Annotated in this window: 13 protein-coding genes; 4 read left to right on the top strand and 9 right to left on the bottom strand. The window is 73.8% G+C overall.

Annotated elements, in window-relative coordinates:
• Positions 1-19 precede the first annotated feature (19 nt).
• Entirely contained in the window at positions 20-799 is a 780-nt protein-coding gene (gene cobS / locus ABZ404_RS34525) for an adenosylcobinamide-GDP ribazoletransferase (protein WP_358991253.1), read from the bottom strand.
• 90 nt (positions 800-889) lie between these two features.
• On the opposite strand from cobS, the gene ABZ404_RS34520 reads away from it, so the two are divergent.
• Entirely contained in the window at positions 890-1,642 is a 753-nt protein-coding gene (locus ABZ404_RS34520) for a hypothetical protein (protein ID WP_358837616.1), read from the top strand.
• On the opposite strand, the gene ABZ404_RS34515 is transcribed toward ABZ404_RS34520, so the two are convergent.
• From ABZ404_RS34515 to ABZ404_RS34500, 4 genes are all read right to left on the bottom strand, one after another.
• Positions 1,591-2,334 carry a hypothetical protein gene (locus ABZ404_RS34515; RefSeq protein WP_358837615.1) on the bottom strand — a complete coding sequence of 248 codons (744 nt, stop codon included), beginning with the start codon at positions 2,332-2,334 and terminating at the stop codon, positions 1,591-1,593. The genes ABZ404_RS34520 and ABZ404_RS34515 overlap by 52 nt on opposite strands.
• A complete protein-coding gene (locus ABZ404_RS34510; protein ID WP_358837614.1) occupies positions 2,331-4,097 on the bottom strand; it encodes a phosphatidylglycerol lysyltransferase domain-containing protein in 1,767 nt (588 codons plus the stop codon). Before ABZ404_RS34510 ends, ABZ404_RS34515 begins: the two co-directional genes overlap by 4 nt.
• Positions 4,098-4,180: 83 nt before the next feature.
• Positions 4,181-5,254 (bottom strand): nicotinate-nucleotide--dimethylbenzimidazole phosphoribosyltransferase, encoded by a 1,074-nt coding sequence (gene cobT / locus ABZ404_RS34505; RefSeq protein WP_358837860.1) that lies wholly within the window; start codon positions 5,252-5,254, stop codon positions 4,181-4,183.
• Between the two features lie 75 nt (positions 5,255-5,329).
• Positions 5,330-6,517: a bifunctional adenosylcobinamide kinase/adenosylcobinamide-phosphate guanylyltransferase gene (locus ABZ404_RS34500; RefSeq protein WP_358991250.1), complete on the bottom strand. Its 1,188-nt coding sequence runs from the start codon at positions 6,515-6,517 to the stop codon at positions 5,330-5,332.
• A 79-nt stretch (positions 6,518-6,596) separates the two neighbouring features.
• Here ABZ404_RS34500 and ABZ404_RS34495 point away from each other — a divergent pair, with 79 nt between their 5' ends.
• Positions 6,597-6,806 (top strand): hypothetical protein, encoded by a 210-nt coding sequence (locus ABZ404_RS34495; protein WP_358991247.1) that lies wholly within the window; start codon positions 6,597-6,599, stop codon positions 6,804-6,806.
• A gap of 445 nt (positions 6,807-7,251) precedes the next feature.
• Here the strand turns inward: ABZ404_RS34495 and ABZ404_RS34490 are convergent, their stop codons facing one another.
• The 4 genes from ABZ404_RS34490 to ABZ404_RS34475 form a co-directional block, all read right to left on the bottom strand.
• The gene (locus tag ABZ404_RS34490; protein WP_358833651.1) at positions 7,252-8,352 is read right to left on the bottom strand and encodes a trypsin-like peptidase domain-containing protein; all 1,101 of its coding nucleotides are present in this window, start codon (positions 8,350-8,352) and stop codon (positions 7,252-7,254) included.
• A gap of 164 nt (positions 8,353-8,516) precedes the next feature.
• Positions 8,517-10,250, bottom strand: coding sequence for an ABC transporter ATP-binding protein (locus ABZ404_RS34485; RefSeq protein ID WP_358833673.1), 1,734 nt, complete (start codon positions 10,248-10,250; stop codon positions 8,517-8,519).
• A 117-nt stretch (positions 10,251-10,367) separates the two neighbouring features.
• Positions 10,368-11,102 carry a methyltransferase domain-containing protein gene (locus tag ABZ404_RS34480; RefSeq protein WP_358833674.1) on the bottom strand — a complete coding sequence of 245 codons (735 nt, stop codon included), beginning with the start codon at positions 11,100-11,102 and terminating at the stop codon, positions 10,368-10,370.
• A 59-nt stretch (positions 11,103-11,161) separates the two neighbouring features.
• The gene (locus tag ABZ404_RS34475; protein ID WP_358833652.1) at positions 11,162-11,758 is read right to left on the bottom strand and encodes a DUF3043 domain-containing protein; all 597 of its coding nucleotides are present in this window, start codon (positions 11,756-11,758) and stop codon (positions 11,162-11,164) included.
• A gap of 294 nt (positions 11,759-12,052) precedes the next feature.
• Between ABZ404_RS34475 and ABZ404_RS34470 the strand changes: the two genes are divergently transcribed.
• Positions 12,053-12,844 (top strand): PspA/IM30 family protein, encoded by a 792-nt coding sequence (locus tag ABZ404_RS34470; RefSeq protein WP_358833653.1) that lies wholly within the window; start codon positions 12,053-12,055, stop codon positions 12,842-12,844.
• 25 nt (positions 12,845-12,869) lie between these two features.
• Positions 12,870-13,148, top strand: coding sequence for a hypothetical protein (locus ABZ404_RS34465; protein ID WP_358833654.1), 279 nt, complete (start codon positions 12,870-12,872; stop codon positions 13,146-13,148).
• Positions 13,149-13,196: the final 48 nt, after the last annotated feature.

Raw genomic sequence — 13,196 nt, 5'->3', positions numbered from 1 at the left:
CCGGCCGGTCGCGCGGTGCCTAGCCCGCCCCCAGCGCCGCCACGACCAGCGCGGCCGTCGCCGCCGTCTCGGCCAGGGCCCCGAACACGTCCCCGGTCACCCCGCCGAAGCGGCGTACGCAGTGGGCCAGCAGCAGCTGGGCCGCCGCCAGGGCCGCCAGGAGTGCCAGGGTGTGGTGCAGGGCCGCGCCAAGGCCCAGCGCCAGCCCGGCCGCCGCGCACCCCGCCGCCACCAGCACGGCCACCCCCGCCGCGGCCCGCCGCGGCACCGCCCCCGCCACCGCCGCCCCCAGGCCGTCGGGGCGGGCCGGGGGGACTCCGGGGCGGCAGGCCAGGGTGAGGGCCAGACGGGCCGTGACGGCCGCCACCGCCGCCGCGAGCGCGCCCCGGGCCCAGCTCTCCGCGTACAGCTCGGCCAGGGCCGCCACCTGGGCCAGGAGGACGAGGACGAGGGTGAGGACCCCGAACGGGCCGATGTCCGACTGCTTCATGATCCGCAGGGCGTCCTCGGCGGGCTTCGCGCTGCCGAGCCCGTCCGCCACGTCCGCCAGGCCGTCCAGGTGCAGGCCCCGGGTGAGCGCGGCCGGGACCGCCGCCGTGGCGACGGCGGCGAGCAGCGGACCGGAGCCGAGGAGCAGGAGCAGGCCCCCGGCGGCCGCCGCGCAGACGCCCACGACCAGGCCCGCCAGGGGCGCCCAGAGCATCCCGGAGCGGGCCGCCGCGCGGTCCCAGCGGGTGACCCGGACCGGGAGCACCGTCAGCGTGCCGAAGGCGAAGCGTATGCCGTCCATGGGATTCATCGGGCGCAGGGTATCCCGGGCGCCGCTCTCCGCCTCGCAGGGGTAAATTGCCCCTGTTGCCCCTATTGCAGCCCTGTGGATCGGAGGGGGATGAGCTGGTTCAGCCGGAACGTCGTCGAGCCGGGCAAGCTCCCCATGCTGCTCGCCCTGGCGTCGTTCGTGCTGACGTTCGTCGTCACCCGTACGATCACCCGGCTCATCCGGGCCGGGCGCGGCCCGTTCCGCAACATCCGGCCGGGCGGTCTGCACATCCACCACGTGGTGCCGGGGGTGGTCCTCACCGTGGTGGGCGGGTTCGGGGCGGTCGCCAGCGGGCGGCACGGGATCGGCGCCGGTGTCTTCGCGGTGGTCTTCGGGATGGGCGCCGGCCTGGTCCTCGACGAGTTCGCGCTGATCCTGCACCTGGACGACGTCTACTGGACCGAGCAGGGCCGCAAGAGCGTCGAGGTGGTGGTGCTGACCGCCGCCCTGGTGCTGCTCGCCCTCGCCGGGTTCTCACCGCTCGGCGTCAACGACATGACCCCGCAGGAGAGCCACGACCGGGCGTCGTTCCTGCTCACCCTGGCCGTCAACTTCGGGTTCGTGCTGATCGCGCTGGTCAAGGGCAAGTTCCGGCTCGCCGTCGTGGGTGCGCTCGTCCCGTTCGTGGCGCTCGTCGCCGCGATCCGCCTCGCCCGGCCGGGCTCCCCGTGGGCGCGCCGCTTCTACCGCGGGCGCGCCCGGGCCCGCGCCCGCTCGGCCCTGCGGGTCTACCGGCACGACCGGCGCTGGACGCGGCTGCGGCGACGGGCTCAGGACTTCATCGGCGGGGCCCCGGACAGGCTGCCGGCGCGCCGGCCCTGAGCGGCGCGGGCGCGGCGCCGCTTCTGGCGCACCGAGGTGATCCAGCAGAGCACGCCCACCGCGACGATGGCCGCGATGTGCTCCTTGCCCGCGAGGTTGTCCTTGACCACCACCTCGCCGGCCATCGAGGCGGTGACGACCCCGGCCGTCCAGTACGCCCGGTAGCGCCAGCACACGTACACCGCCAGCCCCACCACCGCGGCCGAGGGGCCGGTGTCGACCATCCTGGCGTCCGAGGCGGGCAGCCCCAGGACGCTGTCGGGGCCGAGCGCGATGCCCACGCGCGCGTACATCGTCCCGGCCAGGGTCGCCGCGTAGGCGATGAGCAGGGTGTGGCGGCGGCCGATGCAGATCTCGGCGACCCCGAAGACCAGCAGCAGCTGGGCGAGCGCGCCCCACACCGGCAGGTCCAGGGCCGGGACGAAGAGGGAGAGGGGGGTGCGCAGGAGGGAGACGGCCAGGGCGTCCTCGGCCTTCACCGAGCCGATGACCTGGACCGGGCGGAAGCCCCATGGCTGGTTCTGCACCACCTGGAACAACGATGTCAGCGCGACCGCGCCGAGGGTCATGGGGACCGCCCGCCAGCGCTGGGTGGAGAGCGCGTAGCGGACGGCGAGGTGGAGGGGGCCCCACTCCCGCCGGGCGAACCGGCGTACTGGTCCGTTGCCCGGCAGGGAGCGGGGGCCCTTCACCTCTGGGACTCCAGGTGCCTGCGGTGCAGCCACTTGGGCAGTCCGGGCGCCTCCAGGAAGCCCTCGGCGCGGGCGGCGGCGATACCGATGCGCGGCAGGTCGGCGGACTTCTCGAAGAGCATGAAGCGGGGCTCCCAGATCGGCCGGTACTTGGCGTTGGCGCGGTACAGCGACTCGATCTGCCACCAGCGGGAGAAGAAGCTGAGCAGCGAGCGCCACAGCCTCAGCACCGGACCCGCGCCGAGCTTCGAGCCGCGTTCGAAGACGGAGCGGAACATCGCGAAGTTCAGCGAGACCTGGGTGATCTGGATCTCCTTGGCGCGCTGGAGGAGCTCGATGACCATGAACTCCATCAGACCGTTCTCGGAGTCCCGGTCGCGGCGCATCAGGTCCAGCGAGAGCCCGTTCGGGCCCCACGGCACGAAGCTGAGCACGGCCCGCAGGGCGCCCTCGCCGTCGGTGCACTCCAGCATCACGCACTGGCCGTCCGCCGGGTCGCCGAGGCGGCCCAGGGCCATGGAGAAGCCGCGCTCGGTGGCGCCGTCGCGCCAGTCGTCGGCCTTGCGCAGCAGTTCACTCATCTCATCGGCAGGAATGTCCGCGTGGCGGCGGATCCTCACCTCGTACCCGGCACGCTTCACCCGGTTGTACGCCTGGCGCACGGTCCGCATGGCCCGGCCGTCCAGGGTGAAGTCGGCGGTCTCCACCAGCGCCTCGTCGCCGAGCTCCAGGGCGTCCAGGCCGTGCCGGGCGTAGACGGTGCCGCCCTCCTCGCTGGCGCCCATCACCGCCGGGGTCCAGCCGTGCTCGCGCGCCTCGGCCAGCCACGGCTCGATCGCGCCGGGCCACGCCTCGGGGTCGCCGATGGGGTCGCCGGAGGCCAGCGAGACGCCGCCCACCACCCGGTAGGCCACGGCGGCCTTGCCGGTGGGGGACCAGATGACGCTCTTCTCGCGGCGCAGCGCGAAGTAGCCGAGCGAGTCGCGCTCGCCCTGCTTGTCCAGGAGCGCGCGCAGCCTCTCCTCGTCCTCCACGGAGAGCGGGTCGACGGCCTTGCGGTTGCGGAAGGCCGCGTAGATCACGGCGATCAGCAGCAGCGTGGAGAGCACGTTGATGGCCACGTTGACCCAGCCCGGGGTGTCGATCCCGGTGATGTCGTGGTCGTCGGGGACGAGCGAGACGAGCCGCATCACGCCGTAGCGCCAGCGGCCCAGGAACGTGGAGTGCTGATTCCCCTCGTACGTGTTGGTCACCGTGACCAGGAGCGTGGCCAGCAGCGAGGTGAGCAGCAGCCCGCCGGCCGCGACGACCGCCGCGAGCCGGGGGTTGGCGCGGTCGCCCTTGGCGTAGAACTCGCGGCGGCCCAGCATCAGGGCGAGGACGAACGCGGCGGTCAGGACCAGGGACACCCAGTTCTGCGCGTACTGCCGGATCTCCGGGAAGACCATGACGAACGCGAACAGCAGCAGGACGAGACTGCTGAGCACCATGTTGAGGATCCAGGCGGCACGCTTGCGGCGGCGCATGGTGACCGCCAGGAACAGCGTGAACACGCCCGAGGCGAACCCCGCGTCGAGCAGGTACGGCGTGAAGTAGTTGTCCGTGTTGTGACGCCGAAGGTCCTGGCCCAGGGAAACCCACACGGCGCTCAGGAAGTTGATGAACGTCACGGCACGCAGGTACCAGACGGCGAAGGCCGCACTGCGTCGCGACCGGACGGTACTCCGGGTCAATCCTTCGGTGGTCAAGCGGACTTCTCCCATGAAACGCGATCATATGGGGCAGTGGACATCGCGCCTCGGGGCGGTCACGGGCGCGGCCGGGCGATGCCCGGCCGCGCCGCGGCTCAGTCTTCGGTGCGATCCCCCTCGGTCTCCGCACGCTCGGCAAGCTCCGCCGCCAGGGCGGCGGCGGCCTGCACGAGAGGGAGGGCGAGCAGGGCCCCGGTTCCTTCACCCACAGTGACGCCGTGGTCGAGCAGGGGGTTGAGTGCCATCCGGTCCAATGCCTTGGACTGGGCCGGCTCCCCGCTCAGCTGACCGGCCAGCCACCAGTCCGGAGCCCGGAAGGCGGCCCGCTGGGCAACCAGCGCGCAGGCCGACGAGACCACCCCGTCCAGGATGACCGGCGTTCGGCGCACCGCGCACTGAAGCAGAAAACCGGTGGTCGCGGCAAGGTCGGCCCCGCCGACGGCCGCCAGCAGCTCCAGCTGGTCGCCCAGGACCGGCCGCGCCCGGCGCAGCGCGTCCCGGATCGCCGCGCACTTGCGCATCCACGCCAGGTCGTCGATCGTCGCCCCGCCACGCCCGGTGACGACCGAGGCGTCGGTGCCGCACAGCGCCGCGATCAGGGTGGCCGCGGCGGTGGTGCCGCCCACGCTGAGGTCGCCGAGCACCACCAGGTCGGTGCCGGAGTCGGCCTCCTCGTCGGCGATCCGCATCCCGAGGCGTACAGCCGCCTCGGCCTCCTCGACGGTCAGCGCGTCCTCGATGTCGATCCGCCCGCTGCCGCGCCGCACGCGGTGCCGTACGACGTCCTCGGGCAGCAGCGCGGGGTCGCAGTCCAGCCCCGCGTCCACGACCCGTACGGGGGCGCCCAGGCGGCGGGCCAGGACGGAGACGGGGCCGCCGCCGTCCAGCACGGACCGCACCAGGGTGTGCGCGGAGCCCGCCGGGCGGGCCGAGACGCCCAGTTCGGCGATGCCGTGGTCACCGGCGAAGAGGATCACGCGCGGGTGCTCGATGGGCCTGACCGGCACCGCGCCCTGGGCGGCGGAGAGCCACTCGCCCAGTTCGTCGAGCCGGCCGAGCGCGCCGGGCGGCACGGTCAGCCGCTCCCGGCGTTCCTCGGCGTCACGCCGCACACCGCTGTCGGGGCGTTCGATCAGATCGGAGAAGTCGTCGAGATTCAGCCTGCTCATTCGCCGAACAGTACCGGCAGGCGGTGTCCACCCCACCGGTGGTGGGGCGGGATCGCGCCCCGGCGCCCGCCCGGCTCAGCCGCGCAGCACCAGGGCCTGCCCGGCGACGACCAGCAGGACGTGCTCGCACTCGGCCGCCACCGCCGAGTTGAGCCGGCCCAGCTCGTCCCGGAACACCCGCCCCGCGCGCGTCGCGGGCACCACCCCCGACCCCACCTCGTTGCTGACGAACACCACGGTCCTCGGGGTCGCCCGCACCGCCGCGACCAGCTCGGCCACCCGCTCGCGCACCGCCCGCGGCAGCTTCTCCTCCTCCCACGCCCCGGCCCGGTCCATGGCGTCGGTCAGCCACAGCGACAGGCAGTCCACGAGCAGCGCGGGGCCCTCGGAGGCCAGCAGCGGCACCAGCTCGCAGGTCTCCTCCGTACGCCAGGCGCCGGGCCGCCGGTCGCGGTGCAGGCCGACCCGCGCCGCCCACTCCGGGTCGCCCTCGCGGGTGCCGCCGGTCGCCACGTACACCACCTCGGGGAAGGCCTCCAGACGGCGTTCGGCCTCCACCGACTTGCCCGAGCGCGCCCCGCCGAGGACCAGGGTGCGGCGCGGCAGATCGGGCACCGCGTGGTACTCCCCGACGATCAGCGTCGACCCGTCCGGCACCGCCCGCGCCCCGGCCGCCGCGAGCCGGCGGGCCAACTCGCGCCCGGGCGGCACGTCGTGGCCGATGTGCGCGGCCACCACGTCCGTGGCGGCCCCCACCGCGCCCGCCGCCCGCAGCCGGGCCAGCGCGTCCGGCCGCCCCAGCACGTCGCAGACCACCATGTCGTACGGATGCGACACCCCGGCCATCCCCGAGGGCGCCCCGCCGGGCGGCAGGTACAGCAGCCGCTCGCCCTCCGGCGAGGTCACCTCGTACCCCGTGCCGGGCGCGTCCATCGGCACGGCCCGCACCCGGTGCCCGCTGATCAGCGTCAGCACCCGGCCGTCCGGCACCCGCCCGGCCGACGGCAGCCCGGGCGGCAGCTCCACCGCGGGCCCGTCGTGCGGATGGGTGAGCAGGACCTGCCGTACGCCCGTGAGCGAGTGCCCGGACCGGGCGGCGGCCAGGGCCGCCCCGGGGGTCAGATCGAGCAGCAGGGCGCCGTCGACGAGCAGGGCGGTCGCGGCGCGCGCCTGGTCGCCGCGGGCCGAGGCGCACGCGGCGCAGGGGCAGTCGGGGCGCGGCAGCCCGTCGGGGGCTCCGGTGCCGAGGAGAGTCAGTTCCACGAAGACGATCCTCCCGCGTCACCGCGGCCGGTGCGCGCCCGGATACGCTGCGGGCAGCAACGTGACCCGGGAGGCGGACATGGCGTGGACGTGGCGATTCGAGAAGTCCGACGGGACGGAGGTCGAGCCGGCGGTGACACCGGAGGAGTTCACGACCCAGGGCGACGCGGAGTCCTGGATCGGTGAGGTCTGGAAGGACCTGCTGGAGGGCGGCGCCGACCAGGTGCACCTCTTCGACGACGGCAAGAAGATCTACGGCCCGATGAGCCTCCAGGCCGACGCGGGCTGACGCACGGTGGCACGGGGCGGCGCCCGCGGACCCACCCGGCCCGCGGGCGCCGCCGCGCGCCGGGCGCGCGTGCGGGGGCGACGCCCCCGGGACCCGGCCGCGACGGCTCTCGCCGAGGGCGGCCGTCGAGTCCCGCCCCGATTGTCGGCTCGCGGGCGGCGCTGCCCGTGCGTCGGGCGGGTGTGCGGGGGGAGGTGCTTCCCGGACCCGCCGTGACGGCTCTCGCACGGGGTGGCCGTTGTGGTCCCGTGTGGCCCGAACCCGTCCTCGGCCCGTGGCGGCGCAGCCTTGCGTCGGGCGGGTGTGCGGGCGCGGGGCCCAGGGATCCGGCCGCGACGGCTCTCGTCGAGGGCGGCCGTTGTGGTGCGTACCGGTCGTAGGGCCGTGAGCGGCGCTGCCGTGCGTCGGGCGGGGGTGCCGGCTCGGTGGTTCGGGGCCCGGCGTCTCAGATTTCGCCGAGCGTGACCGTGGCGGTCCGCACCGAGCCGCCGCGGCTGTAGGTCACCTGGACGGTCTGGCCGGGCTTCGCCGCGGCAAGCGCCTCCGACAGCGAGGTGATGGTGCCGATCTCGGTCTCCCCGAGCCGAGTGATGATGTCCCCGGCCCGCAGCCCGGCCCTGTCGGCCGCCCCGCCGCCCTTCACCTCGACGATCGCGACGCCCGCCGGCCGGTAACCGGAGTCGACCACCGTACGCCCGGTCACACCCAGGGCCGCCCGGCCGGAGTCGGTCACCTTGCCGCTCTTGATGATCTGGTCCGCGACCGTCCTCACCATCGAGACCGGGATGGCGAACCCGATGCCCGGGGCCGCGCTGCCGCCCATGTCCGGGTCGGTCGCCGCCAGCGTGGGGATGCCGATGATCTCGCTGTCCAGATTGACCAGCGCGCCCCCGCTGTTGCCGGGGTTGATCGCCGCCGACGTCTGCACCATGTTGCCGATGGTGGCGCCGGTGCCGCCGCCCGCCCGGCTCTCGGTGACCGTCCGGCCGGTCGCCGAGACGATGCCCTGGGTGACGCTGCTGGACAGCCCGAGCGGCGAGCCCATGGCCAGCACGATCTGGCCCATCTCGACCTTCGAGGAGTCCCCGAACCTGGCCGGCTTCAGCCCCTTCGGCACCGCGTCCAGCTTGATCACGGCGAGATCCTGCTCGGGGTAGGCCGCCACCAGTTTCGCCCCGATGGCACCGCCGCCGGTGGCGGTGGACACCTTGAAGGTGTTCTCGCCGCCCACCACATGGGCGTTGGTGACGATGTGGCCCTGGGCGTCGTAGACGACGCCGGAGCCCAGGCTGTTGGCCGCGTCGATCTGGACGACCGAGGACAGCACGTCCTTGATCACCCTCTCGTAGTCGGCCTGGAGGCCGCCCCCGTCCGCCCGCCGGGGCGCCTCGGCCTTCCTCGGCGCGGCCACGTCGGCCCGCGCCGGGGCGTGCGCGGTGGGGGCGCCGGAGCCGGAGCAGCCGGCCAGCAGGGCGGCGGTGGCGAGGACCGCCGTCACGGGCGGCAGCAGCCGGCGAGCCAGGCCGCGGGTCACGGATGCGTCCATGATCCGCAGTATCGCCGCGGCCCCGGAAGGCGGCCTCCCACGACGGTCCGATCAGGTCGGGGACCGCCCGATCAGGTCGGGTCCGCCACGATCAGGTCGGGTCGCCACGATCAGTCGGGACCGCCCCGACCGGCGGGAGCGGCCGCGCCCGTCGGCGGGACGGATCAGGCCGTCGCCAGGAACTGGGTCGCCGCCAGCTCCCCGTAGAGCGGATCCCCGGCCACCAGCTCGGCATGGGTGCCCACCGCCCGTACCTTCCCCGCCTCCATGACCACGATCCGGTCCGCCAGCGTCACGGTGGACAGCCGGTGCGCCACCACCAGGACCGTGGTCTCCCGCGCGGCCTCGGCCACCACGTCCCGCAGCGCCAGCTCGTTGACCGCGTCCAGCTGCGAGGTCGCCTCGTCCAGGAGCAGCAAGCGCGGCCGCCGCAGCAGCGCCCGCGCGATCGCCACCCTCTGCCGCTCCCCGCCCGACAGCTTCGAACCCCGGTGCCCGACCACGGTGTCCAGACCGTCCGGCAGCCGCTCCACCAGCGTGTCCAGCTTGGCCCGTACGAGGACGTCGGCGATGTCGGCGTCCGTGGCGTCCGGGGCGCCGAAGACCAGGTTCTCGCGGACGGTCCCGGCGAGCACGGGGGAGTCCTGCTCGACGTAGCCGATGGCGGCGCGCAGCTCGGCCAGCGGCCAGTCGCGCACGTCCCGGCCGTCGATCAGGATCCGGCCGCCGGTCGCCTCGTAGAACCGCTCGATCAGCGCGAAGACGGTCGTCTTGCCCGCGCCCGAGGGCCCCACGAACGCGGTCATCCCGGCCCCGGGCACCTCGAAGGAGACACCGTGGTGGACGTACGGGAGGTCGTCGCGGTAGCGGAAGGTCACCTCGTCGAAGACGACCCGGGCGGCCCCCGTGGCGGGCGCGTCGGCCCGCGCCGAGGGCTCCGGCTCCTCGGTCTCCAGGCGCTCGGCCTCCTCGATCCGGGCGATCGCCGCCGAGCCCACCTGGTACTGCGTGGCGGCCTGCACCAGCCGGGAGACCGGGTCGATCAGATAGAACAGGAACAGCAGGAACGCCACGAGCGTCGACACCGAGATCGCCCCCGAGGCGACCCGGGCGCCGCCGATGCCGAGCACCGACAGGAACGACACCTGCACCGCGAGCCCGACCGAAGTCCCGGCCAGCGACTGCCACTTGGCCGAGCGCACCCCGTGCCGCCAGGCCTCCTCGGCGGCGGCGTCCACGACCGCCGTCTCGCGTCCCTCGGCGCCGGAGGCCTTGACCGTGCGGAAGGCGCCGAACGCGCGCTCCAGGACGGTGGATATCTCGGCCACCGACTCCTGGGCCCGCGCGGTCGCCCGGGCGATCCGCGGCATCACCAGGGCCACCGCCGAGCCGATCAGGACGATCACGCCGAGCGTCACCCCGAGCAGGACGGCGTCCATGTACGCCATCATCGCGATCGTCGCGAGGAAGGTGAGCCCGCCGGTCGCCGCCGAGACCACGGACTGGGTGGTGACGGCCCGCAGCAGGGTGGTGTCGGAGGTCACCCGGGACATCAGGTCGCCCGGGGGCAGCCGTTCGACCTCGGGCAGCCGCAGCCGCAGCAGCCGGCCGATGAGGGAGCGCCGGGCGGCGAGGACGACGGACTCGGCGGTGCGCTCCAGGACGTACGCCCCGCAGGACTCGACCACCGTGCCCAGCACGACGAGCGCGGTGAGCAGGACGAGCACGCCCGCGACCGGCTCGTCCCCGCCGAGCCGGTCCACCAGGGCCTTGGCGGCGAGCGGCTGCGCGAGTCCGGTGGCGGACCCGGCCAGGGTCAGCAGCGCCCCCAGGGCGACGGTGGCGCGATGGGGGCGGAAGTGGCGGTAGAGGGCCCGCCAGGTGTCCCGGGCGGGCATTTTGGAGGGGGAGTCGTCAGTGGTCACACAGGAAGGACGCACCAGGCCCCGGCCGACCTGACTCCCCGGGGGCGCGAGCGGACGGAACCGGCCGGACCCGCCCCGCACCCGGCGGGACTACCCCCGCACCCCGCACAGATGAAGCAGCGCGGCGACCCGCCGGTAGGGGTCGGTGCGCCCGGCCCTGTCCTCGGCGGCCAGCAGCCGGTCCAGCTCGTCGGCCGCGGGCAGCTGCACGTCGTTGGGCACGTTGTCGGTGAAGACGCGCACCCCGTACCAGGCGTGCAGCGGCGCCGCGATCCCGTCCAGCGTCCGCGTCAGCGTGTCGAGCCGGTCGGCCCGGACGGAGAGCCCGAGCCGGTTGGTGTACGCGTCGGTGTCGAAGGAGGCCAGCGCCCCGCCCCAGTCCCCGGCCAGCCCCGGCCGCATGGCCAGCGCGTCCGCGTTCCGTACGAGCAGCGACAGCAGCCCGCCGGGAGCCAGCATCCGGGCCAGCCCCGCGAGCATCGCGTCGGGCTCCTGCACGTACATCAGCACCCCGTGGCAGAGCACCACGTCGAAGGAGCCGGGCAGGAAGTGGACGCCGGTCTCGTTGCCGTCGCCCTCGACCAGGCGGACCCGCTCGCGGATGCCCTCCGGCTCCGTCAGCAGCGCCTCGCGCGCGACCCTGAGCATCTCGGGGTCGGACTCCAGGCCGGTCACCGTGTGCCCGGCCCGGGCCAGGCGCAGGGCCTGGGTGCCCTGGCCCGTACCGACGTCGAGGACGCGCAGCCGCTGGCCGACCGGGAACCGGCCGGCTATCTGCTCGTCGAGCTGACGGGCCACGAGCTCCTGGCGCACGGTGTTGCGCAGGCCGCCCAGGCCCTTCAGCCAGTTGCCGGAGGCGCCGCTGAAGGCGGCGACGTCCGTGCTCAGGGCCGTTCCCCGCGCTTGACCTGCGGCTTCGGCAGCCGAAGCCGGCGCATCTGGAGCGTACGCATCAGGCCGTACGCCACCGCGCCCTTGGTCGGCTCGTCCTGGAAGCGCTCCTTGAGCTGCTTCTTCAGACGGAAGGCCAGACCGATGGAGTCGACCACGATCAGCACGATCACGGCGAGCCACAGCAGCAGCGCGATGTTCTGAAGGCTGCCGATCCGGACCATCGACAGGACCAGGATGATCACGGCGAGCGGCAGGAAGAACTCGGCGATGCAGAACCTGGAGTCGACATAGTCGCGCACGAACTTGCGCACGGGACCCTTGTCGCGGGCCGGCAGGAAGCGCTGGTCGCCGTTGGCGAGCGCCTCGCGCTGCTTGGCCAGCTCGGTCCGGCGGACCTCGCGCTGGCGCTTGGCGGCCTCCTTGCGGTCGGTCGGCACGGTCGACGCCCGACGGCGCTGGGTCTGAGCCGCACTGCGCTTGGGCGTGGGCCGGCCCTTGGGGGCCTCGGGGTCGCGGGGCTGCTTGGAGAGGTCCGCCGTCACCTTGTCGGTGGGGGCCTTCTCTGCGTTGGAACGGCTACGGAACACAAAGACCAAGGGTACGGGGTCGCGCGCATGGACCACAGGCCGGTGGGGAACGATCCCGCAACGCCTTGCGTCACCAGGGGTACGGACGGACGTGGACGCGGGACGTGAGGGCCCGGTCCCCGACCGTCACCTACTGCCTCACCTACTCCTTGCGCCGGAGCGCGCGGGGACGCAGTCGTCCTTGGGGATGACCGCATCCACGTCCGAACAGTGCGGTAATGGATGCAGGGCCCGTACTGTGGGTTCTGTCGCAAGCTGGAGCCGGAGTCCGTCAGAAGGGGGCGCGCGAAGCCCATGAGCGGTGTCATGAAGCGTATGGGGATGATCTTCCGCGCGAAGGCGAACAAGGCCCTTGACCGGGCCGAGGACCCGCGCGAGACCCTCGATTACTCGTACCAGAAGCAGCTGGAGCTGCTCCAGAAGGTGCGCCGCGGCGTGGCCGACGTGGCGACCTCCCGCAAGCGGCTCGAACTGCAGCTGAACCAGCTCCAGAGCCAGTCCACCAAGCTGGAGGACCAGGGCCGCAAGGCGCTGGCGCTCGGCCGCGAGGACCTGGCGCGCGAGGCGCTGTCCCGCCGCGCCGCGCTCCAGCAGCAGGTCACCGATCTGGAGACGCAGCACCAGACCCTCCAGGGCGAGGAGGAGAAGCTCACCCTTGCGGCCCAGCGGCTCCAGGCCAAGGTCGACGCCTTCCGTACGAAGAAGGAGACCATCAAGGCGACCTACACGGCGGCCCAGGCGCAGACCCGGATCGCCGAGTCCTTCTCCGGCATCTCCGAGGAGATGAGCGACGTCGGCATGGCCATCCAGCGGGCCGAGGACAAGACCGCCCAGCTCCAGGCGCGGGCGGGCGCGATCGACGAGCTGCTGGCCTCCGGGGCCCTCGACGACCAGTCCGGCCTCCAGAAGGACGACCTCCAGGCCGAGCTGGACCGCATCTCCGGTGGTACGGATGTAGAGCTGGAACTGCAGCGGATGAAGGCCGAGCTGACCGGCGGTACGTCGGGCCAGCAGGCCCTTGAGGGCGGCACCGGCGCCCCGCAGGACCGTCCGCAGCAGCAGACCCCCCGCTTCGACAAGCAGTAGGGCCGAGGGCCAAGGAGGAGTCGCCATGATCGTGCGGATCATGGGGGAGGGCCAGGTGAAGCTGGCGGACAGCCACTTCACCGAGCTCAACAAGCTGGACGACGAGCTGCTGGAGGAGATGGAGGCGGGTGACGAGGCGGGCTTCCGCCGCACCCTGGCCGCCCTGCTCGACGCGGTCCGCCGACTGGGCGAGCCCCTCCCGGACGACGCCCTGGAGCCGTCGGAGCTCATCCTCCCGGCCGAGGACGCCACCCTGGACGAGGTCAGGAACATGCTCAGCGACGACGGCCTGATCCCGGGCTAGGACTTCGTCCCGGCCGGGTACGCGGGGGCGGCTCCGTGCGGTGGGCGC

Origin of the sequence: Streptomyces sp. NPDC005878, assembly GCF_040629815.1 — a bacterium.
Lineage (GTDB): Bacteria > Actinomycetota > Actinomycetes > Streptomycetales > Streptomycetaceae > Streptomyces.
The sequence above is the reverse complement of the archived record's forward strand: the minus strand, read 5'-3'. Positions and strand labels throughout refer to the sequence as shown.

Excerpts from the sequence above, each read along its gene's own strand:
- cobS (WP_358991253.1), bottom strand. The coding sequence starts at position 799 with ATGAATCCCATGGACGGCATACGCTTCGCCTTCGGCACGCTGACGGTG.
- ABZ404_RS34520 (WP_358837616.1), top strand. The coding sequence starts at position 890 with ATGAGCTGGTTCAGCCGGAACGTCGTCGAGCCGGGCAAGCTCCCCATG.
- ABZ404_RS34510 (WP_358837614.1), bottom strand. The coding sequence starts at position 4,097 with ATGGGAGAAGTCCGCTTGACCACCGAAGGATTGACCCGGAGTACCGTC.
- cobT (WP_358837860.1), bottom strand. The coding sequence starts at position 5,254 with ATGAGCAGGCTGAATCTCGACGACTTCTCCGATCTGATCGAACGCCCC.
- ABZ404_RS34495 (WP_358991247.1), top strand. The coding sequence starts at position 6,597 with ATGGCGTGGACGTGGCGATTCGAGAAGTCCGACGGGACGGAGGTCGAG.
- ABZ404_RS34490 (WP_358833651.1), bottom strand. The coding sequence starts at position 8,352 with ATGGACGCATCCGTGACCCGCGGCCTGGCTCGCCGGCTGCTGCCGCCC.
- ABZ404_RS34485 (WP_358833673.1), bottom strand. The coding sequence starts at position 10,250 with ATGCCCGCCCGGGACACCTGGCGGGCCCTCTACCGCCACTTCCGCCCC.
- ABZ404_RS34470 (WP_358833653.1), top strand. The coding sequence starts at position 12,053 with ATGAGCGGTGTCATGAAGCGTATGGGGATGATCTTCCGCGCGAAGGCG.
- ABZ404_RS34465 (WP_358833654.1), top strand. The coding sequence starts at position 12,870 with ATGATCGTGCGGATCATGGGGGAGGGCCAGGTGAAGCTGGCGGACAGC.